The sequence below is a fragment of the Streptomyces sp. NPDC006516 genome, assembly GCF_040611875.1.
Taxonomy (GTDB): domain Bacteria; phylum Actinomycetota; class Actinomycetes; order Streptomycetales; family Streptomycetaceae; genus Streptomyces.
This window is the reverse complement of record NZ_JBEXPD010000009.1, coordinates 164,911-190,011: the sequence shown is the minus strand read 5'-3', so window position 1 is coordinate 190,011 and position 25,101 is coordinate 164,911. Positions and strand designations below refer to the sequence as shown.

Genomic DNA, 25,101 nt, shown 5'->3' with positions numbered 1-25,101 from the left:
TGCTCACTCTGTCCGGAACCCGTCCGATCCGTGCTCCTGCCCGCGAGGCGCCGTACCCGCACGGTGCGCATCGTTCCGCCATCGCGGGGCGCCGCGCTCACCGCACCGTGGGGATCGTTCGGCTGTCACTCAGCACCGCACTCAGGCCCGGCCGGCCAGGCCCTCTGTCCCGGTCGCCTCGTGCGCCTGCCTGGCCGGAGCGCCTGCTCCCGGCCTCGGGGTGTGGGTGAGGTGCACCCGTGCGAACTCGCCGAGATCCGTGACCGAGAACGCGCGCTTCTCCACCACCCGGTCCGAGACCGCAGCCGCATCGCGGACCAGAAGCGCACCCACCGCCTGCGGGGGATACACGCGGCGGCCGTTGGTGCCGAACCGGCGGCCGACAGGCGCGGCCTCGCTCTGGCTGAACCGGCGGGGCCTTCCCGCAAGGGTCCCCCAGGCCGGAGTCGACCTTCATCCTCGACGCGATGTCAGAGCGGTCCCTCCGGGCCCTCGTCGCCCGAGCTCAGTTCCTCGGCCCGCAGAGCCAGATCCTGGAGCACGTCGGCGGAGGTCACGTCCCCCTGGCCGGAGTCATGAATCTGCGCGAGCGCGATGAAGGCAAGGGTGAACGCTCCGACGAGCTGTTCGACGGCGCCGCCGACCTCGCGCCCCACCAGCACGGCCATCTCCTCGACCGTGGCGTCGGAGGGGATGGCGATGTGGGGCATGGTCTCGTTCAGGAGAGTCGTCACCATGTTCCCGCCCGCGTCGGGGTCCCCGCCGCCGTCGTCCTCCTCGGCGTGGCGCTGCATCTCGGCTGCTTCCGTGAGAATGCCGATCACTCGCTTGAGGACTTCGCTCTGCTCCATACGGCGAGCATAAAGCGCCGGACCTCCCACGCCCGTCGCCCCTCGTTGGTGTGCCGCACGGCGGACGCCCCGGACACCGGCGGGTGGGGCCGCCGGGCCGGGGGCTCGGGCCATGGCCCGGGGAAAGGATCAGGCCGCTCTACCCTCGCGAGCGGGGGGCCGCCTGCATCCCGGTCACTTGACGGCTCCCGCCGTGAGGCCGGCGACGAGATAGCGCTGCAACAGCAGGAACCCCGCGACGACCGGCACGCTGACGACGAGTGAGGCCGCCATGACCTGGTTCCAGTACACGTCGTTCTGGGTGGCGTACCCCTGCAGGCCGACCGCCAGGGTGCGGGTGGCGTCGTTCGTCATCACGGAGGCGAACATCACCTCGCCCCAGGCCGTCATGAACGCGTAGACGGAGACGGCGACGATCCCTGGCACCGCTGCCGGTACGACGACCCTGAACAGTGCGCGGACCGGGCCGCAGCCGTCCACCATGGCGGCCTCGTCCAGATCCCTCGGGATGGAGTCGAAGTAGCCGATCAGCATCCAGATGGAGAACGGAAGCGAGAACGTCAGATAGGTGAGGATCAGTCCGCCCCGCGAGCCGTACAGAGCCAGGCCGGTGCTGTTGCCGATGTTGACGAAGATCAGGAACAGCGGGAGGAGGAAGAGGATGCCCGGGAACATCTGGGTGGAGAGGACCGTCACGGTGAAGACCCGCTTGCCGCGGAAGGCGTACCGGCTCACCGCGTACGCCGAGAACACCGCGATGATCACGGACAGGACGGTAGCCGCCCCGGCCACGATCAGGGAGTTGACGAAGTACCTGGCGAGCGGGACGGTCTCCCAGATGTCGAAGTACGGCTGGACCGTCAGCTCCTCCGGGATCCAGTGGAACTTCCCCGACACGTCCTGGAGTGGCTTCAGGGAGCTGCTGATCATCACGTAGACCGGCAGCAGCACGAAGCCCGCGAGGAGTGTCAGGACCACGCGCCTGGTCCAGAGGAAGGACCGCGGCGCCGCCATGGGGGACCGGACGGTGCGCGCGGCGGTGCGGCTAGGCATGGGAGCCCTTCCTTCCGCGTGAGGTGAGGAACAGATAGACGGCGGTCACGACCAGGAGGAAGAGCAGCAGCAGCACCGACATCGCGGAGCCGGTACCGAAGTTCCAGGTGACGAACGACGACTGGTAGATGTGGATCGATATGAGGTCCGCGCTCGCGGGAGCCGCCTTCCCGAACAGCACGTACGGCGTGTTGAAGTCGTTGAACGTCCACAGGAACAGGACGAGCACCAGGACCTGGTTGACGGGCCGGAGCGAAGGCATCGTGATCCTGCGGATCTGCTGCCAGACGCCCGCGCCGTCGATCGAGGCGGCCTCGTACAGCTCGCGCGGGATGTTCTGCAGCCCGGCCATCAGCATGAGGAAGGCGAAGGGCCATCCCTTCCAGACGGAGACGATGATCAGCGCGTAGATGCTGTTGTCGCCGATCAGCCAGAAGGACGGCTCGTCGGTGAGCCCCAGTTGGTCGTGCAGGACGTGATTGATCATCCCGTTGTCCCGCTGGAACATGAACGCCCAGGTGATGACCGCCGCGTAGACCGGCAGGGCGTACGGGACGAGGAAGACGGCCCGCAGGAACCCCCGCCCCCGGAAGCTCTCCTGGAGCATGATCGCCGCGGCGACGCCGAAGAGCCATGCGAGACCGACGGCGAAGAAGGTGAACGCACAGGTGACGAAGAAGGACTGGAGCAGGGCCTCACCGATCGGCGCGTCGAAGTCGACGGCGACCCTGTAGTTGTCCAGGCCCGTCCAGGGAGCGGCGCCCCAGTTGCTGATGAAGAACTGGGTCAGCCGGCGGAAGCTCATCACGATGCCGACGACCATCGGAATCACGTGGATGAGGAGTTCGAGCAGGACGGCGGGGAGGAGCAGGAGATAGGGCAGTCCGCCGCGGCGGATCCGGTCGGGGATGCGCGGCAGTCGTCTGCGCGCATCCCCGCTGCCCCGGTTCGTACCCCTGGTCGACTTGTCGACCGGGCGGTCCGTGGTCACGGTGGCGGTCATGGAGAGGGCCTCACTGCTGCATCGTCTGCTGGGCCTTTTCCAGGCGCGCCTTGACTGATTCGGTGGTGACGGGAGTACCTGCCGCCGCGTCGGCGAACAGCTCCTTGACGGCGGTGCCCACCGCCGTCTCGAACTGCGACTCGTTCGGCACCTGGGGGAGCGGCGCGGCACTGGTGGCGAGCGTGTCGCGCAGGACCTTCAGCTCCGGGGCGGCGAAGGCGGGATCGGACTGGGCGGCCTTGACCGGCGGGATCGACCCGTAGGTCTTGCAGAGGATCTTCTGCTCCTCGTCGCTCGTCATGAACTTCACGAACTTCTTGGCGCCGTCGATGTTCTTGGTGTTCTTGAACACCGCCATGTTGATGCCGGCCACCATGGAGTTCGTCTGCTTGCCCTGGCCCGGGGCGCCGGCCGGGACGGGGACGGGTGCCACGCCCCACTCCTCCGGCTTCATGCCCTGGGCCGCGAACGTGGTGGCGGCGGCCTGCCACAGGACCATGGCCGTCCTGCCCTTGGCGAAGTCCGTCAGCGACTGGTTCTGGGCGTACTCGGCGTTGCCCGGGGCGATGATCTTGTCCTTGGCCATGAAGTCGACGTACTGCTTCACGGCCGCGACGGCACCGTCCGAGGTGAAGTCGGCCTTTCCATGCTCGTCGAAGAAGTCCGCGCCGTGCTGCTGCCCCAGGACGAACGTCTGGTGGATGTTGTTGGAGAGGTTGGAGCCCTCGGCGCCCAGGGCCCACTTTCCGTCCTTGGACAGCTTCTTGCCGGACGCGACGAGCTCGTCCCACGTGGTGGGCGGTGCGGTGATGCCGGCGTCGGCGAACATCTTCTTGTTGTAGTAGAGGGCGTACGACAGGGAGTAGAGCGGTACCGCGGCGGGGGGCTCGCCCTCCTTGCCCGCGGATGCGACAGCCGATTCGAGGAAGCGGTCCCTGCCGCCGATCGCCTCGAAGTTCTCGTCGTCCCAGGGGAGCAGCGCGCCGGTGGCCTGGAGCGACGCGGACCAGGTGTTGCCGATGTTGAGAACGTCCGGGCCCTGACCCGAGGTGGTCGCGGCGAGGATCCGGTTCAGCAGGTCGGCCCAGGGCACGACCTCCAGCTTCACCTTGATCCCGGTCTCCTTCTCGAACTTCTTGAGTTCGGGCGTGAGGATCTTCTTGTCCGCCTCGATGTTCGGGCCCTGGTTGGACGCCCAGTAGGTCAGAGTCTTCGGCGACTCGTTGCTCCCGCCGGCCGACGACGTGCCACCGCCGCAGCCTGTGACTCCAGCGGCTACGGAGACGGCGAGGGTGACTGCTGCTGCGGCTCTGAGGTGACGCATGAAAGGTGGCCCCTTTCCGGGGAGGGCGGCGTTCAAGATCCGAACGCGCGCCCTCACTTAATTTAGGTTGTGATTTAAGAGCTGAAGAAAGTGCCCGTCAAGTGCCGGGACCGGGGTATGTTGCCGGAGGGAAGGGAGCAACATGGCTGAGCGCAGCAGACGGACCGTGCGTGACCTGCGAAGGGGCAACCGGGCACGGGTATTGCAACGGTTGTGTTTCGACGGGCCGTTGAGCCGTCAGGAGCTGGGCCCCGCGACGGGGCTGAGCTCAGGATCCATCAGCAACGTGGTCGCCGAGCTGGTCTCGGAAGGGCTGGTGGAGGAGGCGGGGATCGTCGACTCAGACGGGGGCCGCCCCCGCACCCTGCTCCGGATCGCCTCGGGCGGAGGGCTGTTCGTGGGCATCGACATCGGTGAGACCCGGGTCCGTGTCGAGCTGTTCGATCTCTCGCTGGCGGAGATCACGCGTACCGACCGCCTGCTGGCGCAGCACGGATACGACGTCGAGCGCATCGTCGGCCATGTCCGCTCAGGCGTGTCCGACGTCCTGCGGGACGCGGGAGCCGACCCCCGGATGCTGCTCGGTATCGGGATCGGGGTGCCCGGCATCATCGAACGCGACGCCCCGGAGGCCAGGGGAGGACCGGGCGCGGTGGTGCACGGCCAGACCATCGGCTGGAGCGCAGTCCCCTTCGAGCGGCTCCTCCGGGAGGCTGTGGACGTCCCACCGGAGGTGCCGTTCTTCATCGACAACGGTGCGAAGACCCTGGGCCGTGCCGAGATGTGGTTCGGCGGCGGCCGGGGAGCCGACGCGGCCGCGGTCGCGCTGATCGGTTCGGGAGTCGGCGCGAGCGTCAACCGGGGGGACATCCTCGACGAGGACCTCTCCAACGCGGCGCTGGAGTGGGGCCACACCACGGTGCAGATGCGAGGCCGGCGCTGCCGTTGCGGATCCATCGGCTGCCTGGAGGCGTACGCCGGTGCCGAGGCCATGCGTGAGCGCTGGCAGGAGGCAGGCGGCCCCCTGCCCCCGGACGCCGACGACGAACGCGCCCTCGCCGCCCTGCTCGCCGCCGCCTACCCCGGCCCCGGCGGGGGAGCCGCGGACCCGGTGGCGGTCTCGATCCTTGACGAGACGGCGGAGTGCCTGGGCGCGGCGCTCGCCGACCTGGTCAACCTCTTCCTGCCCGAACGCATCCTCCTCGGCGGCTGGGCGGGCCTGCTCATAGGCCCTCACCTCCTCCCGGAGATCCGCCGGTACGCGCAGGAGTACGCCCTCCGGCACGCGGTCGCCCGCACCACGATCGATCTGGGACACCTGGGACCGGACGCCGTCACCGTCGGCGCCGCGACGTTGCCGCTGGCCGACTTCTTGGCCCGCGGCGGCACACGCCCCGCGCGGACACCGCTTCCGGCCGGGGGAGCGGCTGCCACGGCCAAGGAGCGGGGGACGCCGAGCCGCAGCCGAGCCACGACGGGCTGAGCGCCGCCGGGCCGGGCATGAACGACGACCGTCCGTCGCAGCCAGGGCCCTGCGGTCGTGGGCAGGCGAAGTGCACAAGCGGAAGTTGTCATTCGCGTAGCGCGGATGATCTTCGGCTGACTACGGTGGACCATCGGATCAGGGGCGTACCCCGATCGATCCATGACTACGCGCACGGCCGTTACGCATGCCATGCAAGGGAACGCCTCTGCGGCGGAGATGGCGTGCCACCGGACGACGGCTCGTTCCCCAGCCTCGGCCGTGAGGCGGTTCGCGTCGCCGGGACCGGAGGTGCGCGCCGCCGGACACCGCAGAGGCCAGAATGTGAGCAGACAGATGCAACCGACGTTCGTCCTGGTTCATGGAGCTTTCGCGAACTCCTTCTCCTTCGCGCCGCTCCAAGCCGAACTCGGCCTTCTCGGCCATCGCTCCGCTGCCGTCGATCTTCCGGGGCACGGGTTCGCTGCGACGTACCCGCGTGCCTATCAGGCACCGCAGGATCTCGAAGGGCTTGCCACCGCCCCCGGGGCCATCAAGGGCGTCACGCTCGCCGACAACGCCGCGCACCTCATCGGGGTACTGGAGCGAGCCAAGCGCAACGGGCCCGTCATCCTCGTCTCGCACAGCCGGGGCGGCATGACGGCCACCGTTGCGGCCAATCGGCGCCCCGAACTGATCGACCACATCGTCTACGTCTCCGCCTGGTGCCCCGTCGACCTCGACGTCAGTGCCTACTACGCCGAGCCCGAGATGGCCACCGTCGACGCCACAGGGCTGGCCTCCGCGATGGTCGGGAACCCCGCTGAGCTCGGTCTGCTGCGCTCCAACTTCCGCACTGCCGACCCCGGCGTCCTCGCGGCCTTCAAGGCGGCATTCCTCGCCGACGGGACGGACGAGGAGTTCATGGTCTTCCTCAGTACCTTCCAGCCCGACGAGAACCTCGACGTCGGCACACCCGAGGACCGGGCACAGGCCGACACCTGGGGACGGATTCCCAAGACGTACGTCCGGCTGGCCGAGGACACCAGCGTCCCGCTCGCCATGCAGGACCGGATGATCCGCGAGGGCGACGCGCTGACGCCGGAGAACCCGTACGACGTCCGTACGCTCACCAGTAGTCATCTGAAGTGGCTGATCGATCCGGCACCGGCGGCCCGGATTCTGGGGGAGATCGCCGAGCTCCTGCCTGCCCACCCATGAGGGACCGGCCGGTAGCCAAGGCCCCGAACCGCTGAAGCGTGCCGATGGCTCTGTCTTCGCAGTGTTGCGCTTGATGTACCGGTCCTTGCCGGAGCCCGAGGCCGTCCGCCGTTCAAACCCACTACAGGCGGGCGGCCGTGTGGCCGAAGACCTCCTCCGGGTCACGGCTGTGCCGCCCAACGGCTGCCCCTCGGGCCTCGACGACGGCTCCTGGCTTCCCCGGCCACCGATACGGCTGCTTCCCGCACGATGGAGCCCCACCGGCACCTTGGCCGCCCATGACCCGAAACTGGCTCAGGAGCGCGGGCGAGCCGAGTGGTACGAGCACTGCACGTTGCACGTGGCAAAAGTGGAACGGAGCCACGCGTTCACGCGGGCGGAGGGCTCGCCGAGCCCGACGACAGGCTGACCGGGCGAATCCAGCCACCCCACCGAAGCCGGTCCCTGCCGACCCTACCGGGTCAGTGTCTCGAAGCCGTTGTCCGTGCAGTAGTCCACGACACGCCCTTCCGCCTCCGAGTCGTTGTCGTGCATCGCCGCCGAGGTGGCCTCGCCCAGGGATCGGCCCCCGCCCACGGTTTCCTTCCGGATCGGTCGCATGGCGAGGAAAGCGTCCTCGGCGAGCGCCCCGACCTCGTCGAACTCCGAGGCGTCCGGCGGGTCGGCCTCCGCCGCGTTCCGGGCTTTCTGCCACGTCCCCAACTGCGTGCAGTAGTTCTCCCGCTGCTCGGTGAGCCGCTGCTGGCCGGCGGCGTCGGACGCGGAGGAACATCCCGCGGTCAGCACCGCCAGTACGACGAGGCCCGGAAAGACCGCCTTGCGCATGACACCACTTCCATCCGGTCGAAACCGCGCCCGTTCGCCCCTGTCACCTGCAACTCCGCGAGGAGGATACCGGTGTGAGGCACCGTGGTCCCGACGGCGGTCAGCGTCGGGCGGGGTTGCCGCGCAGGAATGCGGCGGCGGAGCGCGAGCCCGCGGAAGGGGACACCGCTCAGGCGGAGTTCCGCACCACCAGCACCGGTTCGAAGATGACGGACGTCGCCGGGCGGTCGGGCGCGGCCAGCCGGTCCAGCAGCAGGCGGCACATCTCCGCCGCCATGTCCTCCACCGGCTGGCGCACCGTCGTGAGCGAGGGCCGGCAGGCCGAGGCGGCGCCGCTGTCGTCGAAACCGATCACAGCCACGTCCTCCGGTACCCGCCTGCCGTGTTCCCGCAGTACGTGGCAGGCGCCCACCGCCATCAGGTCGTTCGCCGCGAACACCCCGTCCAGGCCGGGATGCCCGGCCAGCAGCCGAGCCATCGCCGCCTCGCCGCTCTCCTGGGTGAACACCCCCTCGGCGACGGGGACATCACCATGTCCGCGCAGCGCCATCGCGTCCCGGAACCCGGCGAGACGCTCCTGACCCGCCGGTACGTCCAGCGGCCCGCTGATGGTGGCGACCTTGCGGCAGCCGCGTGCCACCAGATGCGCGGCTGCCAGCCGGGCGCCCTCCCGGTGGTCCAGATCGACATAACTGATCCTCGCGGGCCGCCCGGGGCGCGCGTACAGCACCGCGGGCAGTCCGGCGTCCGTGACCAGGCCGGGCAATGGGTCCTGCGCGTGCGTCGAGACGATGAGCGCCCCGTCGGCGCTGCCCTGGCGCACGTACGACACCACCTCGTCCCGTGCCCCTGAGGTCTCGGCGAACATCAGCACCGGGTGCATCCCGCGCGGACGCAGGTAGTTGACCACCCCGGTCACCACGCGCCCGAAGAACGGGTCCGCGAACACCCGGGCGGTGAAGGACCCCTCATTCGTGTCCGCTTCGACTCCTGCCCCCGACACCACCAGGGCGATGGTTTCCGTACGCCGGGTGACGAGGGAGCGGGCCGCCCGGTTGGGGGCGTATCCGGTGACGGAGACCGCCTGTCGTACGGCTTCCTGGATCACCGGGTCGACGTTGCGCACCCCGTTGACGACCCGCGAGACCGTGGCACGTGAGACACCGGCCGCTCGCGCCACGTCCTCCAGGGTGGGGGTCGCGCCGACCGGGCGCGGAGCATCCGTCATGGGCGCATTTATAGCATCAGCCCGGCGCCGGGATAGAGCGCTCTCCCAGGGTGGCCGACGCTGGTCGGAGGGGGAGAGGGGGCCCGGCCCCCAGGGGTGGTGCGCCGGGGCGCATGCGCGGCGAGCGGCGAATGTTCACTTGTCACCATCCGTCGTATGCCCATAAGTTGGCCGCTTGCGACGTGTCCTACAGCAGTGGGGGAGCCACATCATGGCCGCGAACGGACGGCACCGCAGATATCAGCCCAGCCGCATCAACCGTGCCTCGCTCACGGTGACGGCGGGAGGAGCGGGCCTCGCGCTCCCGCTCCTCACCGCCGCCTCGGCGGGCGCCGCGTCGACGGACGTGTGGGAGAAGGTCGCCGCCTGCGAGTCGACCGGGAACTGGCACATCAACACGGGTAACGGCTACTACGGGGGCCTGCAGTTCACCAGGTCGACCTGGGCCGCCTACGGGGGCACGGCATACGCCGCGCGGGCCGATCTGGCGACCAAGGACCAGCAGATCGCCGTCGCCGAGAAGGTGCTCGAAGGACAGGGCCCGGGAGCCTGGCCGACGTGCTCCGTACGGGCGGGTCTGAAGCAGGGGGGTGAGGCGCCCGGGGCCGACCCGCGGACGAAGCGCCAGGCCGCCGCCAAGACAGGGCAGGGGAAGGCGCCGCAGTCCGGCCCGTCCAAGAAGACCGCCGCCGAGTCCGGGGCGGCGAAGGCATCGCCGACGGCGGTGCCCGGTGAGCGCGAGTCGTACACCGTCGCGCGGGGGGACTCCCTCTCGGGTATCGCCACCGCCGAGCGGGTCCAGGGCGGCTGGCAGCGGCTGTACGCGGCCAACCGGACGGTGGTGGGCGCCGACCCCGACCTCATCCTGCCCGGGCAGCGGCTGTCCCTGGACGTGGCGAATGCCCCGGTGGCGGCGCCGAAGCCCGTGACCGCGGCGCCGAAGCCGAAGCAGAAGAGCGCGCAGAAGGCAGCTCCCGAGGCCGCGCCGAAGACCGCCCGCCAGCCCGCGAAGCCCGCGGCCCGGGGCGACAAGAAGACGTCCAAGGCGAGCACCGGACTCACCGCCCCCGTCTCGGCCCGCACGGGGACTCCGTACCACCAGGCGGGATCATGGTCCAGCGGCTACCACACCGGCGTCGACTTCCCGGTACCCACCGGCACGTCGGTGAAGGCCGTGGCATCGGGAAAGGTCGTCTCGGCCGGCTGGGCGGGTGCCTACGGCTACGAGGTCGTCATCCGGCACGGGGACGGCAGGTACAGCCAGTACGCGCACCTCTCCTCGCTCCATGTGCGCGAGGGCCAGCAGGTCGGCAGCGGCCAGCGGATCGCCCGCTCGGGGTCCACCGGCAACAGCACCGGCCCGCACCTGCACTTCGAGATCCGCACCGGCCCCGGGTACGGCTCCGACATCGACCCGCTGGCCTACCTCAGGGCGGGCGGAGTCAGCGTCTGACCACCGGCCTGCCTCAAGGCAGACGGAGTCAGCGTCCGAACGGTTCCGGCAGGCCCTAAGTCACCCCGGCGGGCGGGCCCGGAGACGGACGGGGAGTCGCCGAACTCCACGCGCCCGCTTCCGTGGTCCGGCGGCAGGGTCAGCGGCAGCGAGAGTGCCGTGGGGGCGGGGAACCGACCGGGGAGGGTGGCCCGCGGCGGGGCACCGGGCTTCGCCGGCTCGGGCAGCACCACGGCGCCGTCCGTGTCACCGTCCGCGTCGACTTCCTCCGGCGCGTCGTCGGCCGGGTCCTCGGGGGCGCTCCGCCCGGCCGCCGACGCGCCGGAGGACTCGGGCTCCCGCTGCTCGGCCCCCACCCGCTCCGTGGTCAGCAGAACCAGACCCGCAGCCGCGAGCGCGCCGCAGCCGATGGCGAGCAGCGTGCCCGTCATGCCGTAGCGGAACTGCTCCCCGAACATCGTGAGCCCCACCGCGGCCGCGACGACCGGGTTGACCACCGTGACCGTCGCGAGGGGGGCCGCGAGCCCCGCTCCACGGTAGGCGGCCTGGGAGAGCAGGAGCCCGGCCGCGGCGAGCGCGGCGATCACCAGCAGGGTCGGCAGCCCCGACTTCACCGCGCCGGAGGTCCACTCCACGGCGACGGTCTTCGTGAACACCGACGCCATGCCGAAGGCCACACCGGCGCCGGTGGCCAGCACCACGCTGTGCAGCATCGGCCGGTGGAGTCCCTTCGCGACGACGAGCAGCGCCACCACCGCGCCGAAGGTCCCCGTCGCGAGCATCAGCTGCTCGGGCCCCGCCAGCGTGTGCGATCCGGCGTTCCCCGTCAGCGCCAACAGCCCGGCCAGGCCCACCGTCGCCATCACCGCGCCGCGCCAGGCGGTACGCCCCGCCCTGCGCCGGACGAAGACCGCCGCCATCGGCAGCGCGAACACGATCGTCAGGGCACCCAGGGGCTGTACGAGGCTGAGAGGCCCGTACGCCAGCGCCACCACGTGGAGGAGAGCCCCCACTCCGTTGAGCGCCACAGCCACCCACCAGGCGCCGTTGCGCAGCGGCGCGTACGGGCGGCTGTCGCCGGCCGCCGCCACGCGCTCCTGGACGATCGCGCCGGCCGCGTACGCGACGGCTGAGACCAGCGACAGGAGCACGGAAAACACGAGGGAACTCATGTACACCACGATGTCTCGTCGGAGCGGCCACGTCGTCGTCCTTCAGGCGGCGATTCGGCCTACTGCTCCGGTAGTACGTCGATCACTCCTGGGTCCTCCTCTCGACGGTAGTCCTCCTCGCCCGAGAGCTCAGAAGTTCGCCCCAGGAGGTCACGCCGTGCCGACGAGTGGTTCCGCAAAGTACGCAAAAATGACCCGTGCCGGACATTTCGCCGGAACGGGCCTCGAACGATCACTCAGGTGCTGAGCTGGAACTCGGCCCGGATGCGCTTGCCGACGGGCACCCGCTCCGCCGTGAGCCGGTCGCAGAGCGCGACGACGATCTCCATGCCGTGGCCGCCGAGACGCGCCGGGTCGGGGGAGTAGAGCACCGGCAGCGCCGTGCTGCTGTCGTACACCGTCACACTGATGTGCCGCGCGTCGCCTTCCAGCTCCAGCAGGTAGGGGCCGTGGCTGTAGCGGTCCGCGTTCGTCACGAGTTCGCTGACGGCCAGCATCAGATCGCTGCGGGTGTGGTCACCGAGGACGGCCAGCCACTCCGCCGCGAGCCTGGAGAGGAAGCGGTCGGCGAGGGCGCGCGCCTGCGCGATACAACCGGGCTCTCCGTCGAACACCTCCGCGGCGTGCAGAACCTCCGCGGATGGAGACCCCTGACAGGGGTGGTCCGGCCGTGAGGTGGCCTGTTCGTTCATGTGCTCCAGCCAGGGCGCGCAGGGGAGGTCATCGACCTCTTATCGCCGTTCGTCTACCCGCGTCGAGAGATCTCACTCCGGCGGATCTCCCGAGATCTTACGCGCGTGGCGGCAGCCGGACCACGCTGACGAAGAAGTCGTCGATCTGGCGCACCGCGCCGATGAACTGCTCCAGGTCGACCGGCTTGGTGACATAGGCGTTGGCGTGCAGCTTGTAGCTCCGCAGGATGTCCTCCTCGGCGGAGGACGTGGTGAGAACCACCACCGGGATGAGCGCCAGCTCAGGATCTGTCTTGATCTTCTCGAGCACCTGCCTGCCGTCGTACCTGGGCAGGTTCAGGTCGAGGAGCACCAGATCCGGACGCGGCGCGTCGGCGTACTCGCCCTGGCGGTAGAGGAAGTCCAGGGCCTCCTGGCCGTCGCGCACCACGTGGAGCGTGTTGCGGATCTTGTTGTCCTCGAACGCTTCACGGGTCATCAGCTCGTCACCGGGATCGTCCTCGACCAGCAGGACCTCGATGGGCTTTACGGCGTCGTTCACGGGGTGTCTCCCGACCGGGGGGTGAGCGGGGCGGGGGCGAGCAGCTCCGCCGTGGTGTGCGTGGGCGCCTCAGGAAGGACAGGCAGGGTGAAGTGTATGAGTGTGCCCTCGGCGGGTTCCGGGTCCAGCCAGATCCGGCCACCGTGGAACTCGACGATCTTGCGGCACAGCGAGAGCCCGATGCCGGTGCCCTCGTACTCGTCGCGGGCGTGCAGGCGCTGGAAGATGATGAAGACCTTGTCGGCGAACTCCGGCGCGATCCCGATGCCGTTGTCGGCGACCGTCAGGTGCCAGTCCTCACCCTCCCGGACACACCCGACCGTGATCCGGCACGGGACGTCGGTCCTGCGGAACTTGACCGCGTTCCCGACGAGGTTCTGCCAGACCATGGTGAGCGACGTCGAGTCCCCGAGGAGCTCAGGGAGCGGATCCTCGCGTACCACGGTGGCCCCGGACTCCTCCACGGCCAGCGTGAGGTTGGACAGCGCGCGGTCCAGCGCTCCACCGAGGTCGACGGGCTTCCAGCTCTGCTGCACCCGTCCCACCCGGGAGAAGGTCAGCAGGTCGTTGATGAGCACCTGCATCCGCTTGGCACCGTCGACCGCGAAGTCGATGTACTGCCTTCCACGTTCGTCCAGCTGCGTCCCGTAGCGCTTCTCCAGGAGCTGGCAGAAGGAGGCGACCTTCCGCAGCGGCTCCTGAAGGTCGTGCGAAGCCACGTACGCGAACTGCTCCAGCTCGGAGTTGGACCGGCGCAGTTCGGCCGTCTGCTCGGCCAGCAGGGTCTCGCGGTCCTGCGACTCGGCCAGTTCCGCGACCAGGCGACGACGCATGTCCTCGGCTGCCGCGGCGACCGCCCTGACGTCCGAAGGGCCGCGGACCGCGATCTTGCTGGTGAAGGCGCCCGCCCTGACCTTGTTCGACGCCGCCGTCAGGGCCGCCAGCGGCCGGCCGACCACGCGGTGGAACAGCATGCTGAGCGACACGACGGCCAGCACGAAGCCGACCACCAGGGCGAGGAGCACGCGGTCGCGCGTGACGCGCGCGTCGTCGAGCTCCGCACGGGCCTGGTCACGCGCGTCGTCCAGATGACTCTGCTGGACCGTGTAGAGCGCACGCAGCGCGTCGAACTCCTGCTTGCTCCGCAGGATCGGTGCGGACGACGCTCCCGTCGGCCCGCTCGCGCGCACGGTGGCAATCAGGGGTTCGGCCCGCAGGGTGCGCCACTGCTGGGCGGCCTTCTCGATCCTCTCCAGGTCGGTGGCGTAGGGCTCTTCGCCCCCGAGGAGTTGCCGCACCCGGGCCAGCCGCTCCGCCTCGGCCCGCCCGCCGGCCCGGTAGGGCTCGAGGAACGTGGTGTCACCGGTGAGCGCGTAGCCCCGGACCCCCGTCTCCTGGTCCAGCAGCGAGTTCTGCAGCTGGAAGGAGGAGGAGCGGGCCGGCTGGATGCGGTCGACCAGGTCCGTCGTGCGGTCGGAGATCCGGGCGAGGACGAGTCCCCCCACGACGAGGCACCCGCAGACCACCAGCACGAAGCCGGCGAGGATCAGGTGGACCCAGTTCTGCACCGACAGACGGGCTATCGGACCCGGCCTCGTGTCGGTCGTTTTCCGTGTGCTCATGATTCCGGCCTCCAGCCGAGATGGAGTACGGCCACGTCGTCGGCGAGCCCGCCGTACGGCGACGCGCTCTCGGTGGCCTCGGCGACCAGGGCGTCCACGAAGGCGCGGGGCTCCAGCGCCCCGTACTTGCCCGCCATGGCCAGCAGCCCCTCCTCGCCCAGCCGGGACCGGGGACCCGTACGCCCCTCGAAGAGACCGTCGGTGAACAGGACCAGCTCGGTGCCCGGGCGGAGCTCCAGCTCGGTGATCGTCCAGCGGCCGAGGCCGGGCAGCAGGCCCAGTGCCATGCCCGTGTCCGGCTCCTCCCAGGTGACGTCCGTGCCGTGCCGCATCAGCAGCCCCGGATGGCCGGCGCGCCCGACGAAGACCTTGTCCCGGCTCGGCGGGAAGACCAGCGTGGTCACGGTGGCGAACACGTGAGGGTCGGACCGCTCCGCGACGAGGATCCCCTCCAGCAGGCCGACCTTCTCCCGCTGGGAGACACCGGTCAGTACGGCCGTACGCCAGGCGACCCGCAGGCACACCCCCAGAGCCGCTTCTGCGGCCCCGTGCCCCGACACGTCACCGATCACCGCGTGCACCGCACCGTCGGCCGTCTGCACCACGTCGTAGAAGTCGCCGCTCAGCAGTCCGTGGGCACGCCCCGCCTCGTAGCGAGCGGCCACCCGGAAGCTGTCGTCCAGGAGCAGCGGAATGGGCAGCAGAGCACGCTCCAGACGGGCGTTCTCCTGGGCGATCAGCTGGCTGGTCCGCATCGCGGCCGCCGACCGCTCGGCGTGCTTGCGCTGGAGGGCGTATCGGACCGCGCGCCCGAGGACCTCGGGGTCGATACGGCCCTTGACGAGATAGTCCTGGGCGCCCTGCGCCACCGCGGACAGGCCGGTCTCGGACTCGGCCAGACCGGTCAGCACGATGATCGCGGCATCCGGCGCGGACGCCACGAGCTGACGGACGGCGTCGAGGCCGTTCACGTCGGGCAGATGCAGATCCAGCAGGACGCAGACCGGCGTGCGGCACTCCAGCAGGAACCGCCGGGCCTCGGCCAGCGTCTTGCACCACGTCAGCGGGGCGTCGAGCTCACTGTCCGTGAGCATCTCCTCGACGAGGAGGGCGTCCCCCGCGTCGTCCTCGACCAGGAGAAGGGCAGCGCCGACTTCCCAGACGGACGTATCGGCAGCGGCGACGACTCGCTGCTGCTCCGGGATCGGACCGGGCGCTCTCACCCGCGCAGAGGTGTTCAACGGCGACTCTGTCACTTTCCACCCCCTCCGACGGACGGCACGGGGCATCCGCTGCCGTTTCGGCAGGAAGCATATGCGACTGATGCCCGGCGCTCGGCCGGGCATCAGGGATTCAGGGGGTGGCGGGTGCGATCACGCCTCGACGCACATGCCCGCACGCAGGCGCTGCACGATCCGGCTGAGCAGGCGTGACACGTGCATCTGGGAAACACCCAGTTCAGCACCGATCTGAGCCTGAGTCATCTCTTGTCCGAAACGCATCCTGACGATCTTCCGCTCGCGGTCGTCCAGCTGCCGCAGCAACGGTGCCAGGGCGTGCAGGTTCTCCACGGTCTCCATCGCCGGGTCGTCCTCGCCCAGCACATCGGCGTAGGCGCGCTGGTCGCCGCCCGACTCGCTGTCCGCGCTCGGCGTGTCCAGCGAGCCCGCCGAGTAGCCGTTGGCCGCGACGAGACCCTCGATGATCTCCTCCTCGGGGAGATCCAGATGCACCGCCAGCTCGGCGACCGTCGGGTCGCGGTCGAGCTCCGCCGACAGCTTCTCCTTGGCCTTCGCCAGCTCGACCCGCAGCTCCTGCAGGCGGCGCGGCACGTGCACGGACCAGGTCGTGTCACGGAAGAAGCGCTTGATCTCGCCGACGATGTACGGCACGGCGAATGTGGCGAACTCGACCTCGCGCGACAGGTCGAACCGGTCGATCGCCTTGATCAGGCCGATCGTCCCCACCTGGATGATGTCCTCGGTGTCGTCCCCGCCCCGGTTGCGGAACCGGGATGCGGCGAAGCGCACGAGGGAGAGATTCATCTCGATCAGGGTGTTGCGCGCGTACTGGTACTCGTGCGTGCCCTCCTCCAGGTCCTGGAGGCGGTCGAAGAACAGCTTCGACATCGCCCGGGCATCCTGCGGGGCCACCTTGCCGGCGTCCTCGATCCATGGGAGCGCGGCCGTGTCGGAACCCGTGCCCGCCTCGTCGCACCGCCTGGCAGCCGTGCCGATCGCTTCGGTGGTCCGCACTGACATGGCCGTCATGGTGTCGCCCTCCCTGGAGTCCGATGTGGTGACCAGCGCTTGCCCCGGTATCCGGAAGGTATGCCACCGAATTCCTGGAAATTTTTTCGAGGGCGCTGAGCCGGAGCGAGTACAGCCACCGGATGTAACGATTCGTGTCGGTTCGGGCGGATATTCAAAGCCCCCCTCGGACCAAGGTGTGAGTCGCGCCGCATTCCGGGCACCTGTGGTGTTCCGGAGCAGCGGGCAGAGAGCAGAGGAGCGGCTCATGAGCGGAACCGGCCCGGCGGGCCGTACGGCCGACAGGACCGTCACCACCAGGATCCCGGCACGGCTGGACCGGCTGCCCTGGTCGCGCTGGCACTGGATGATCGTGATCGGGCTGGGGACCGTCTGGATCCTCGACGGACTCGAGGTCACCGTCGTCGGCAACATCGCCAGCCGCCTGTCCGAGGACGGCAGCGGCCTGGACATCACCGACGCCCAGGTCACCGGCATCGCAGCCGCGCTGTACGTGGCGGGAGCCTGCTCGGGCGCGCTGTTCTTCGGATGGCTCACCGACCGTTACGGGCGCAAGAAGCTCTTCCTGATCACCCTCGCCGTGTATCTGGCGGCCACCGCGCTCACGGCGATCTCCTTCTCGGCGTGGTGGTTCTTCCTCTTCCGCTTCCTGACGGGCTTCGGGATCGGCGGGGAGTACGCGGCGATCAACTCGGCCATCGACGAGCTGATCCCCAGCAAGTACCGGGGCCGCGTCGACCTCATCATCAACGGCAGCTTCTGGCTCGGCGCGGTCGCCGGCTCCCTGCTCTCCGTCCTCGCCCTGAACACCGACATCTTTCCCAAGGACATCGGCTGGCGGCTCACGTTCGCGCTGGGTGTGGTCCTCGGACTCGTGATCCTGCTGGTGCGCCGCCATGTGCCGGAAAGCCCTCGATGGATGTTCATCCACGGACACGACGAAGCCGCGGAGAAGCTCGTCGACGACGTGGAACGCGAGGTGGAGGCGGAGACGGGAAGCAGCCTGCCTCCGGCCGAGCCCGCGATCACCGTGCGGCAGCGCAAGAGCATCGGCTTCGGGCTGATCGCCAGGACCGTGTTCCGGTCCTATCCCAAGCGGGCGGTCCTCGGGATCGCCCTCTTCATCGGCCAGGCGTTCCTCTACAACGCCATCACCTTCGGCTTCGGCTCGATCCTGGTGAAGTTCTTCGACGTCTCCAGTGGCGCCACCGGCTACTACTTCGCCGTCATCGCCTTCTGCAACTTCCTGGGACCGCTCCTGCTGGGCCGCCTCTTCGACACGGTGGGACGCAAACCGATGATCGCGGGGACCTACATCCTCTCCGGCCTGCTCCTTTTCGGCACCGCTTGGCTCTTCGGTGCCGGGGCCCTGACGGCCGTCACCATGACGGGCTGCTGGTGCCTGGTCCTCTTCGTCGCCTCCGCCGGAGCCAGCTCCGCCTACCTGACGGTGAGCGAGATCTTCCCCATGGAGACCCGGGCGATGGCGATCGCGTTCTTCTACGCCGTAGGTACGGCGGCGGGAGGCATCACCGGTCCGCTGGTCTTCGCGGAGCTGACCGCGAGCGGGGTGGTCGGCGACACCGTCCTGGCGTTCTGCATCGGAGCCGCCCTCATGGTCGCCGCCGGTCTGGTCGCCTTCTTCTTCGCGGTGGCGGCCGAACAGAAGTCCCTGGAGGACATCGCGACCCCCCTGTCGGTCAGCGAGGGCCGGGAATGACATCCGAACGGAGCAACGCCCGACTCATGGCAGACTTGACCGGGGCATTCGGCCCGTGCGCGCCTGCCCTCGCCGGCCCCGGCCGGATCACTCCCCACCGAAGCCGAGAGCGGCATGAGTGACGAGTGACAGAGGAACGGCAATGACGGTGACAGAGGACAGCCCGGAGTTCGCTCCCGGTATCGACGAGTTCGGTCCCGGTATCGACCCGGAGCGGCTGGCCGTCTGCCTCAGCGTGCTCGACGAGCTCGACACCATCGAGGTCGACCACCCCGACGCCATCGCCGTACGCCGGGCGACCGCGGGCATCTACCGCACGGTGAAACAGCGCCGCCGCCAGGAGCGCCGCGCCGCCAAGACCGCGCACGACAAGGCCGTCACCGAAGCGACGGCGACCGGATCGGCCGAGCGGATCGACGACGAGACACAGGGCGTCCTCCCGTCCTCCTCCGCCACCGCCGAGATCGCGGGCGTCCTGCGGCGCCCCAGGTCCTGCTACGTCTGCAAGACCCGGTATGTCGAGGTGGACGCCTTCTACCACCAGCTCTGCCGTGAGTGCGCCAAGGAGAACCGCGAGCGGCGCGACGCGCGCACCGATCTCACCGGGCGCCGCGCCCTGCTCACCGGTGGCCGAGCCAAGATCGGCATGTACATCGCGCTGCGACTGCTGCGTGACGGCGCGCACACCACCATCACCACCCGCTTCCCCAACGACGCGATCCGCCGGTTCAAGGCCATGCCGGACAGTGACGAATGGATCCACCGCCTGAAGATCGTCGGTATCGACCTGCGTGACCCCGCCCAGGTCGTCGCGCTCGCGGACTCGGTGGCCGCCGAGGGGCCGCTGGACATCCTCATCAACAATGCCGCGCAGACGGTCCGCCGTTCCCCGCAGGCGTACAGCGAACTGCTCAGCGCCGAGTCCGCCCCGCTGCCCGCCGGTGAGCTCCCCGCGGCCCAGGTGATCGGTACGTTCGGCAGCGGCACGGTCGACCGCGTGGCCGCGCTGCCCGCCGCCCGCAAGGAGCGGGAGGGGCTGAGCGCACAGGACGTGACGGATCTCGCCCTGGTCACCGGCTCCGCCTCGCCGGCCCGCATCGCGGCCGGCACCGCGATCGACGCGGGCGGACTGGTGCCCGACCTCCACGACACGAACAGCTGGATCCAGACCGTGGAGGAGGTCGAGCCCATCGAGCTCCTCGAGGTCCAGCTCTGCAACTCCACCGCGCCCTTCATCCTGATCAGCCGGCTCCGCCCGGCGATGGCGCGGACGGAGCCGAAGCGCGCCTACGTGGTGAACGTCTCCGCGATGGAAGGCGTGTTCGGCCGCGGCTACAAGGGCGCGGGACACCCGCACACCAACATGGCCAAGGCGGCGCTGAACATGCTGACCCGCACCAGCGCGCAGGAGATGTTCGAGAAGGACCGCATCATGATGACGGCCGTGGACACCGGCTGGATCACCGACGAGCGTCCGCACCCCGACAAGATGCGCCTCGCGGAGGAAGGTTTTCACGCCCCGCTCGACCTCGTCGACGGCGCGGCGCGGGTCTACGACCCGATCGTGCGTGGCGAGGCGGGCGAGGAACTGTACGGCTGCTTCCTGAAGGACTACGCGCCCGCTGGCTGGTGACCTCGAACCCCTGACGCCGTTCCAGCACCCCCGCAGCACCCGTTTCTTCCGCACCACCTGCCACCTGCGTCAACAGGAGGCACGGCGGCGGCCCGTAATCACAGGGCCGCCGCCGTTTTGTTGGCTGAAAGTGACCCAGGCCACACGTTCTGTCGAGCGCGACGGCGCTCATTTGGTTAGGCTGAGGAGAACGGACGCCACCAAGGGATCCACGAAACTTCCTCGGCCGTCCCGGGACAGGTCTGTAAGCAGTCCGCCGTCCCGCCCCGTATCCGGCGCCACCGCGACCGAACTGTTTCTGCCCCTGCCCCGCAGCGGGCGGCCCCACGGTTCTCACAGCCGCAGCGTCGCCATCGCCCGGGGACACGCGACACAAAGGAGTCCGCGGTGACACCTGAATTGACGAAGACCGAGACGCGCCCGGCCGAAGCGACCGGAGAGCGGGCCCGCCGGCCCGAAAAGCTCCGGAACATCGAGGTCTGGGCCAGGTCGGCCCCCATCAGGCTGGCCGGCTACGAGGACGACCTCGCCGAGCCGCACATCCTGCCGGGCATCGACTGACGGCCGCGTCCCTCGGCTCCGGCCCCTGTCCACGGACAGGGGCCGGAGCCCTGCTCGGCGCCCGCGGCCCGGCCCCGCGGTCCGTGATCGTGAGCCGGCCCGATGTGCGCGAAGTATTGACATGGCGTCGACAATCGGGCCTCATGTGTGGCGATGGCGCGCGGCCCCGCCGGGGTGGTCAGGCACAGAGATGTGTACCCGGCGTAGGCGAGGGCGCCGTCATCACATGTGTCCTGACAACGTTGTCTTCCGTGAAGTGGCGTTGTCACCGTCTCGAAGGAGAGCGATGCGAAAGCGCTGGACCAGGAAGAGGAGTGGAGTCGTCGCCGTGGCCCTGGCCGCCATGGCGGGACTCCTGCTGTCCCTGACGGCCATGGTGGGGCCCGCTCATGCGGCGACCGGCCTGCACGTCAGCAACGGCCGCCTCGTGGAGGGCAACGGCAGTGACTTCGTGATGCGGGGTGTCAACCACGCCCACGCCTGGTACCCGAGCCGAACCGGTGCCCTCGGGGACATCAAGGCGAAGGGGGCGAACACCGTCCGGGTGGTACTCAGCAGCGGTGACCGCTGGACGAGGACCAGTGCGTCCGAGGTCGCCGACATCGTCGGCCGGTGCAAGCAGAACAGGCTGATCTGCGTCCTGGAGGTGCACGACACCACGGGATACGGCGAGGACGGGGCCGCCACGACCCTTTCGAGGGCCGTCACCTACTGGACCGGCATTCGGAGCGCGCTGGACGGCCAGGAGAACCACGTCGTCATCAACCTCGGCAACGAGCCGTACGGCAACACGGGTTACGAGCGGTGGACCGCCGACACCAAGGCCGCCATCGTGCGGATGCGTGACGCCGGATTCGGCCATGCTCTCATGGTGGACGCGCCCAACTGGGGCCAGGACTGGTCCGGGACGATGAGGAACAACGCCGCCTCGGTGTTCGCCGCCGACCCCCACCGCAACACCGTCTTCTCGATCCACATGTACGGGGTGTACGACACCGCCGCCGAGGTCCGCGACTACCTCGGCGCCTTCGTGAACGCCCGTCTGCCCATCGTCGTGGGCGAGTTCGGGGACAACCACAGTGACGGGAACCCGGACGAGGACGCGATCATGGCCACCGCGCAGTCGCTGCGGCTGGGGTACCTCGGCTGGTCCTGGAGCGGGAACGGCAGCGGTGTCGAGTATCTCGACATGGTCACCGGATTCGACCCGGGCGCCCTGACCGGCTGGGGCCGCCGGCTGTTCGAAGGCAGTAACGGCATCGCGGCGACGGCCCGGGAGGCGACCGTGTACGGAGGCGGGTCGTCCGGCACTGCGCCCAACGGCTATCCCTACTGCACCCAGGGAGGCTCGACCGACCCGGACGGTGACGGCTGGGGCTGGGAGAACGCCCGTTCCTGCGTCGTGCCGGGCGGCCCGGCCTACTGAGTGACGAGCGGCGCCGTGCCGGCAGCCGAGCAGGCCGGCTGACGGGCTGAGGGGCGACGCCGTCCCGCCGCCGGACGGGACGGCGTCCCCGGTCCACGGTCATCGTGCCGCCGACGGACGGCTCCCGCGTGCTCAGCCACGCCCCTCACCCTGCGCCGGACGGGCCACCGCCGCCCTTCGCCGACGGGCGCCCGTCCGGCCGTAGTGGCACCGGGCGGGCCACCGGCCGCATGAAGTCGCGTACGTACGTCCGCTCCCACCAGCGCCCCGTGGCCCGGAGCTCCCGCCAGTCCGTGAACCGGTAATGGAAGACCCTGGCCCGGACATGGGCGGGCGGGCCGTCGGGGAACGGGTTGTGGCGCAGTAGCCGCAGGGTGTCCCGGTCGCCCCGCAGCAGCCGCTCGACGAAGGGCCCGAACCAGGAGCGGGCGTAGGCGGGGGAGAGCGCCGCGAACCACATCAGCCAGTCGAGCCGCAGGTGGTAGGGCGCGAACTGGCGTGGCAGCCTCCGCGGATCGCCCGGCTTGCCCCGGAAGCCGTACTCGAGCCAGCGGGTCCCCTCGTGGATCACAGGCTCGTCGGTGCCCTCGACGACCACCTCCAGCCGCATCCTGCTGATGCTCCCGAAGGCGCCGTACGTGTTGACCAGGTGCAGCGGGTCGAAGGACCGGTTCATCACCTGGCGGCGCGAGAGGAGGTTGCGCGCGGGGCGGTAGCTGAGCACCAGCACGAGCGCGGTGACCGCGATGACCACCACCTCGTACCAGAGCGGAGGTGCCGACTGCGTGGGGGGCCGGCCGGCGATCAGCGACCAGTCGACGACGGAGAGGGCGAGGACGATGGTCAGCCAGTTCAGCCATGCGAAGTTCCCCGACAGCACGAGCCACAGCTGGGTGACCACCATCAGCCCGGCCGCCACGCTCGCCACGGGCTGCGGGGTGAACAGCAGGAACGGCACCACGAGCTGGGTGAAGTGGTTGGCGGCGACCTCCGCCCGGTGGACGGGCTTCGGCAGCCGGTGGAAGAACCAGCTCAGCGGTCCGGGCATCGGCTGGGTCTCGTGGTGGAACTCCAGGCAGGTCAGTCTGCGCCAGCACTCGTCCCCCCGGATCTTGATCAGTCCGGCGCCGAACTCCACCCGGAAGAGCAGCCAGCGCACCAGCCACAGCACCAGGACCGGCGCCGCCGTGCCGGAGTTGCCGAGGAAGACGGCGAGGAACCCCGTCTCCAGCAGGAGCGATTCCCAGCCGAAGCCGTACCAGACCTGGCCGACCTGGACGATCGACAGGTACAGCACCCAGGGCACCGCCCACAGCGCCATCGCCGCACCCAGCGGAAGGTGGGCGTCCAGGCCTGCGAGGAGGGCGAGTGACACGGCGGCGCCCGTCCAGGCGACCAGCGCGAAGAAGCGGTCCGAGTAGTGCAGCCGGAACAGCCCGGGCGCCGCCCGCCACGGTGTGTACCGCAGCAGTTCGGGGACGGGGAGCATCCCCCGGGAGCCGATGAGTGCCCGGAACTGGAGCGCCGCCGAGACGAACGCGGCCAGGTAGACGACGGCGAGCGCCCGTTGGAAGATCAGTCTGCTCAGCCAGTAGCCGTCTGCGGTGAACCACTCCATCTCTCCCAGTATCCGGCGTATCGCCCTGTCAGGCGGCCGACACGACCCGTCGCAGTACGGCCGCGAGCCGCCGGGCGTACCACCGCTGGGCCATGGGGACGAGAGGTCCGGCCAGCCGGGTGTACCAGGAGGCGGGCCGGGAGAACGCAGTGACGCTGAACCACACCGTCCCGTCGTCCGCCAGTTCCACCACGAAACTCTCCTCGCCGCACTCCGGATGCCGCGCCCTCGTGCCGTAGGCGAAACCGATGCGGTCCTTCTCGTACGCGGTCCATACGATCTCGCACCGGGCGGTGAGACGCAGCCGCCCGACGCCGGCCGAGATGTCGACGGTGCCTCCCACGGCTGCCCGCGCGGCGGAGGCCTTCACCCCCGCTCCCGTGGCGCGGTGCATGCGCCACTCGGTGACGGCGGCGCCGGCGGCCTCGAAACCTGCCCGGCCGCTGCCGATCGCCGCACGGTGGCGCAGATGGTTGTAGCCGTCCGGGAGCGGCCCCAGCCGGGTGGCGCCGACCTCGGGGTACGTCAGGTGGCTCATGCGGTCCGTCCTTCTGGAGAGGTGGTGAGCTTCTGGAGCCGGAGCCTGGCGAGCAGCGCGCAGAGCGCGAAGCCCAGGGCGTTGCCGACCCCGTGTGTGGCAGCCATCCAGGTCAGGCTGGGGTGGGGCAGTCCGGTCGCCTCGCCGAGCGCCCAGCTGAGGGCGAGCACCATGGTGGCGACGAGTACGGCGGCCGACGAGGCGAGCAGGACCCGGGTGGCGCGGTCGTGACCGGGGACATGGACGGACCGCCAGGTCAGGAGGGCGACCGTCCACATGCCCGCGGTGAGGACGACCGCTCCGGCGAGCTCGGCCCAGTCCCCGACGAAGTAGCCGACGAGGACGAGAAGGGTGCCGAGCGGAACGCTGAGGGCGGCGAACCGGCCTGCCGGGCTGTCATCGGCCTTGCAGACGAGTCCGGCGACGAGCGCGGCGGCGAATCCGGCGAAGTGGAAGTGCGGCACGGTCAGCGCCAGGATGCCGAGCCCGAATCCGAAGAGCTCCTGGCCCGAGCGCTCCGCCACCAGCGCGAGGGCGGCGACCGAGGGGGTGACCAGAGCCGTGAGCAGGGCGGCCTCCGCAGGGCGCACACTGCGCGTGCGCGCCAGGCGCCGGGGCGCGTGGGCGGCGAGGAGAAGCGCCCCCAGGGCGTAGCAGAGGGCCGCGGCCGTCGCGGCGCCTCCCCGCGGGAGCCACAGGGACAGGGCCCCGGGCACCGCGAACAGGGGCCAGAGGCGGCGTATCCGGTCGAGGGCGGGATCGCCGAAGAGCCCGAGACCCAGCGGGACGATCACCAGCATGCCCAGCATCACGATCAGTCCGACCAGTACGGCCATCGTCCCCACCCCCGTTCCGAGACGCGCGGCAGCGACTCGAATTGAACATGTT

Annotated in this window: 23 protein-coding genes; 7 read left to right on the top strand and 16 right to left on the bottom strand. The window is 70.0% G+C overall.

The window, feature by feature from the left end:
• Nucleotides 1-141: 141 nt before the first annotated feature.
• The 5 genes from ABZY45_RS23915 to ABZY45_RS23895 all read right to left on the bottom strand — a co-directional run bounded on the left by ABZY45_RS23915 (nt 142) and on the right by ABZY45_RS23895 (nt 4,231).
• Entirely contained in the window at nt 142-351 is a 210-nt protein-coding gene (locus ABZY45_RS23915; RefSeq protein ID WP_356742793.1) for a hypothetical protein, read from the bottom strand.
• Between the two features lie 119 nt (nt 352-470).
• Nucleotides 471-851 carry a hypothetical protein gene (locus tag ABZY45_RS23910; RefSeq protein WP_356742792.1) on the bottom strand — a complete coding sequence of 127 codons (381 nt, stop codon included), beginning with the start codon at nt 849-851 and terminating at the stop codon, nt 471-473.
• A 174-nt stretch (nt 852-1,025) separates the two neighbouring features.
• Entirely contained in the window at nt 1,026-1,904 is an 879-nt protein-coding gene (locus tag ABZY45_RS23905; RefSeq protein ID WP_356742790.1) for a carbohydrate ABC transporter permease, read from the bottom strand.
• Complete coding sequence (locus ABZY45_RS23900; protein WP_356742788.1) at nt 1,897-2,907, bottom strand: sugar ABC transporter permease; 1,011 nt, start codon at nt 2,905-2,907, stop codon at nt 1,897-1,899. Before ABZY45_RS23900 ends, ABZY45_RS23905 begins: the two co-directional genes overlap by 8 nt.
• A gap of 10 nt (nt 2,908-2,917) precedes the next feature.
• Entirely contained in the window at nt 2,918-4,231 is a 1,314-nt protein-coding gene (locus tag ABZY45_RS23895) for a sugar ABC transporter substrate-binding protein (RefSeq protein ID WP_356742786.1), read from the bottom strand.
• A 142-nt stretch (nt 4,232-4,373) separates the two neighbouring features.
• Between ABZY45_RS23895 and ABZY45_RS23890 the strand changes: the two genes are divergently transcribed.
• Both ABZY45_RS23890 and ABZY45_RS23885 read left to right on the top strand, forming a co-directional pair.
• Nucleotides 4,374-5,714 carry an ROK family transcriptional regulator gene (locus ABZY45_RS23890; protein WP_356742784.1) on the top strand — a complete coding sequence of 447 codons (1,341 nt, stop codon included), beginning with the start codon at nt 4,374-4,376 and terminating at the stop codon, nt 5,712-5,714.
• Between the two features lie 336 nt (nt 5,715-6,050).
• On the top strand, nt 6,051-6,914 hold the full coding sequence (locus ABZY45_RS23885) for an alpha/beta hydrolase (protein WP_356742782.1): 864 nt from the start codon (nt 6,051-6,053) through the stop codon (nt 6,912-6,914).
• A gap of 453 nt (nt 6,915-7,367) precedes the next feature.
• On the opposite strand, the gene ABZY45_RS23880 is transcribed toward ABZY45_RS23885, so the two are convergent.
• Nucleotides 7,368-7,739, bottom strand: a complete 372-nt coding sequence (locus ABZY45_RS23880; RefSeq protein WP_356742780.1) for a hypothetical protein — start codon at nt 7,737-7,739, stop codon at nt 7,368-7,370.
• A 169-nt stretch (nt 7,740-7,908) separates the two neighbouring features.
• Nucleotides 7,909-8,967, bottom strand: coding sequence for a LacI family DNA-binding transcriptional regulator (locus ABZY45_RS23875; protein WP_356742778.1), 1,059 nt, complete (start codon nt 8,965-8,967; stop codon nt 7,909-7,911).
• A 211-nt stretch (nt 8,968-9,178) separates the two neighbouring features.
• On the opposite strand from ABZY45_RS23875, the gene ABZY45_RS23870 reads away from it, so the two are divergent.
• The gene (locus tag ABZY45_RS23870; RefSeq protein ID WP_356742776.1) at nt 9,179-10,420 is read left to right on the top strand and encodes a transglycosylase family protein; all 1,242 of its coding nucleotides are present in this window, start codon (nt 9,179-9,181) and stop codon (nt 10,418-10,420) included.
• On the opposite strand, the gene ABZY45_RS23865 is transcribed toward ABZY45_RS23870, so the two are convergent.
• From ABZY45_RS23865 to ABZY45_RS23840, 6 genes are all read right to left on the bottom strand, one after another.
• Nucleotides 10,390-11,592 carry a DMT family transporter gene (locus ABZY45_RS23865; protein ID WP_356742774.1) on the bottom strand — a complete coding sequence of 401 codons (1,203 nt, stop codon included), beginning with the start codon at nt 11,590-11,592 and terminating at the stop codon, nt 10,390-10,392. The two genes, ABZY45_RS23870 and ABZY45_RS23865, sit on opposite strands and share 31 nt — an antisense overlap.
• A gap of 236 nt (nt 11,593-11,828) precedes the next feature.
• On the bottom strand, nt 11,829-12,284 hold the full coding sequence (locus ABZY45_RS23860) for an ATP-binding protein (protein WP_356742772.1): 456 nt from the start codon (nt 12,282-12,284) through the stop codon (nt 11,829-11,831).
• A gap of 97 nt (nt 12,285-12,381) precedes the next feature.
• The gene (locus tag ABZY45_RS23855) at nt 12,382-12,825 is read right to left on the bottom strand and encodes a response regulator (RefSeq protein WP_145805322.1); all 444 of its coding nucleotides are present in this window, start codon (nt 12,823-12,825) and stop codon (nt 12,382-12,384) included.
• Complete coding sequence (locus ABZY45_RS23850) at nt 12,822-14,447, bottom strand: CHASE3 domain-containing protein (RefSeq protein WP_356742770.1); 1,626 nt, start codon at nt 14,445-14,447, stop codon at nt 12,822-12,824. Before ABZY45_RS23850 ends, ABZY45_RS23855 begins: the two co-directional genes overlap by 4 nt.
• Complete coding sequence (locus ABZY45_RS23845; protein WP_356742768.1) at nt 14,444-15,703, bottom strand: fused response regulator/phosphatase; 1,260 nt, start codon at nt 15,701-15,703, stop codon at nt 14,444-14,446. Before ABZY45_RS23845 ends, ABZY45_RS23850 begins: the two co-directional genes overlap by 4 nt.
• A gap of 117 nt (nt 15,704-15,820) precedes the next feature.
• Nucleotides 15,821-16,717, bottom strand: coding sequence for an RNA polymerase sigma factor SigF (locus ABZY45_RS23840; RefSeq protein ID WP_356742766.1), 897 nt, complete (start codon nt 16,715-16,717; stop codon nt 15,821-15,823).
• A gap of 247 nt (nt 16,718-16,964) precedes the next feature.
• Here ABZY45_RS23840 and ABZY45_RS23835 point away from each other — a divergent pair, with 247 nt between their 5' ends.
• From ABZY45_RS23835 to ABZY45_RS23820, 4 genes are all read left to right on the top strand, one after another.
• Nucleotides 16,965-18,437, top strand: a complete 1,473-nt coding sequence (locus ABZY45_RS23835; protein ID WP_356742764.1) for an MFS transporter — start codon at nt 16,965-16,967, stop codon at nt 18,435-18,437.
• Nucleotides 18,438-18,579: 142 nt separating this feature from the next.
• Nucleotides 18,580-20,070, top strand: a complete 1,491-nt coding sequence (locus ABZY45_RS23830; RefSeq protein ID WP_356742762.1) for an SDR family NAD(P)-dependent oxidoreductase — start codon at nt 18,580-18,582, stop codon at nt 20,068-20,070.
• Between the two features lie 387 nt (nt 20,071-20,457).
• The gene (locus tag ABZY45_RS23825) at nt 20,458-20,631 is read left to right on the top strand and encodes a hypothetical protein (protein WP_356742760.1); all 174 of its coding nucleotides are present in this window, start codon (nt 20,458-20,460) and stop codon (nt 20,629-20,631) included.
• A gap of 286 nt (nt 20,632-20,917) precedes the next feature.
• Nucleotides 20,918-22,057 carry a cellulase family glycosylhydrolase gene (locus ABZY45_RS23820; RefSeq protein ID WP_356742758.1) on the top strand — a complete coding sequence of 380 codons (1,140 nt, stop codon included), beginning with the start codon at nt 20,918-20,920 and terminating at the stop codon, nt 22,055-22,057.
• Between the two features lie 145 nt (nt 22,058-22,202).
• Here ABZY45_RS23820 and ABZY45_RS23815 read toward each other — a convergent pair whose 3' ends face one another.
• Genes ABZY45_RS23815 through ABZY45_RS23805 form a run of 3 tightly spaced genes read right to left on the bottom strand, consistent with a single transcriptional unit; the run spans nt 22,203 to nt 25,049 of the window.
• A complete protein-coding gene (locus ABZY45_RS23815; RefSeq protein ID WP_356742756.1) occupies nt 22,203-23,675 on the bottom strand; it encodes a lipase maturation factor family protein in 1,473 nt (490 codons plus the stop codon).
• A 28-nt stretch (nt 23,676-23,703) separates the two neighbouring features.
• Nucleotides 23,704-24,213: a DUF1990 domain-containing protein gene (locus ABZY45_RS23810; RefSeq protein WP_356742754.1), complete on the bottom strand. Its 510-nt coding sequence runs from the start codon at nt 24,211-24,213 to the stop codon at nt 23,704-23,706.
• Nucleotides 24,210-25,049, bottom strand: coding sequence for a YndJ family protein (locus tag ABZY45_RS23805; RefSeq protein WP_356742753.1), 840 nt, complete (start codon nt 25,047-25,049; stop codon nt 24,210-24,212). Before ABZY45_RS23805 ends, ABZY45_RS23810 begins: the two co-directional genes overlap by 4 nt.
• Nucleotides 25,050-25,101 lie beyond the last annotated feature (52 nt).

What these genes read in the sequence shown, in the direction of transcription:
- ABZY45_RS23910 (WP_356742792.1), bottom strand. Translation starts at nt 851, where the DNA reads ATGGAGCAGAGCGAAGTCCTCAAGCGAGTGATCGGCATTCTCACGGAA.
- ABZY45_RS23905 (WP_356742790.1), bottom strand. Translation starts at nt 1,904, where the DNA reads ATGCCTAGCCGCACCGCCGCGCGCACCGTCCGGTCCCCCATGGCGGCG.
- ABZY45_RS23900 (WP_356742788.1), bottom strand. Translation starts at nt 2,907, where the DNA reads ATGACCGCCACCGTGACCACGGACCGCCCGGTCGACAAGTCGACCAGG.
- ABZY45_RS23895 (WP_356742786.1), bottom strand. Translation starts at nt 4,231, where the DNA reads ATGCGTCACCTCAGAGCCGCAGCAGCAGTCACCCTCGCCGTCTCCGTA.
- ABZY45_RS23890 (WP_356742784.1), top strand. Translation starts at nt 4,374, where the DNA reads ATGGCTGAGCGCAGCAGACGGACCGTGCGTGACCTGCGAAGGGGCAAC.
- ABZY45_RS23885 (WP_356742782.1), top strand. Translation starts at nt 6,051, where the DNA reads ATGCAACCGACGTTCGTCCTGGTTCATGGAGCTTTCGCGAACTCCTTC.
- ABZY45_RS23880 (WP_356742780.1), bottom strand. Translation starts at nt 7,739, where the DNA reads ATGCGCAAGGCGGTCTTTCCGGGCCTCGTCGTACTGGCGGTGCTGACC.
- ABZY45_RS23875 (WP_356742778.1), bottom strand. Translation starts at nt 8,967, where the DNA reads ATGACGGATGCTCCGCGCCCGGTCGGCGCGACCCCCACCCTGGAGGAC.
- ABZY45_RS23870 (WP_356742776.1), top strand. Translation starts at nt 9,179, where the DNA reads ATGGCCGCGAACGGACGGCACCGCAGATATCAGCCCAGCCGCATCAAC.
- ABZY45_RS23865 (WP_356742774.1), bottom strand. Translation starts at nt 11,592, where the DNA reads ATGAGTTCCCTCGTGTTTTCCGTGCTCCTGTCGCTGGTCTCAGCCGTC.
- ABZY45_RS23860 (WP_356742772.1), bottom strand. Translation starts at nt 12,284, where the DNA reads ATGAACGAACAGGCCACCTCACGGCCGGACCACCCCTGTCAGGGGTCT.
- ABZY45_RS23850 (WP_356742770.1), bottom strand. Translation starts at nt 14,447, where the DNA reads ATGAGCACACGGAAAACGACCGACACGAGGCCGGGTCCGATAGCCCGT.
- ABZY45_RS23840 (WP_356742766.1), bottom strand. Translation starts at nt 16,717, where the DNA reads ATGACGGCCATGTCAGTGCGGACCACCGAAGCGATCGGCACGGCTGCC.
- ABZY45_RS23835 (WP_356742764.1), top strand. Translation starts at nt 16,965, where the DNA reads ATGAGCGGAACCGGCCCGGCGGGCCGTACGGCCGACAGGACCGTCACC.
- ABZY45_RS23830 (WP_356742762.1), top strand. Translation starts at nt 18,580, where the DNA reads ATGACGGTGACAGAGGACAGCCCGGAGTTCGCTCCCGGTATCGACGAG.
- ABZY45_RS23820 (WP_356742758.1), top strand. Translation starts at nt 20,918, where the DNA reads ATGCGAAAGCGCTGGACCAGGAAGAGGAGTGGAGTCGTCGCCGTGGCC.
- ABZY45_RS23815 (WP_356742756.1), bottom strand. Translation starts at nt 23,675, where the DNA reads ATGGAGTGGTTCACCGCAGACGGCTACTGGCTGAGCAGACTGATCTTC.
- ABZY45_RS23810 (WP_356742754.1), bottom strand. Translation starts at nt 24,213, where the DNA reads ATGAGCCACCTGACGTACCCCGAGGTCGGCGCCACCCGGCTGGGGCCG.
- ABZY45_RS23805 (WP_356742753.1), bottom strand. Translation starts at nt 25,049, where the DNA reads ATGGCCGTACTGGTCGGACTGATCGTGATGCTGGGCATGCTGGTGATC.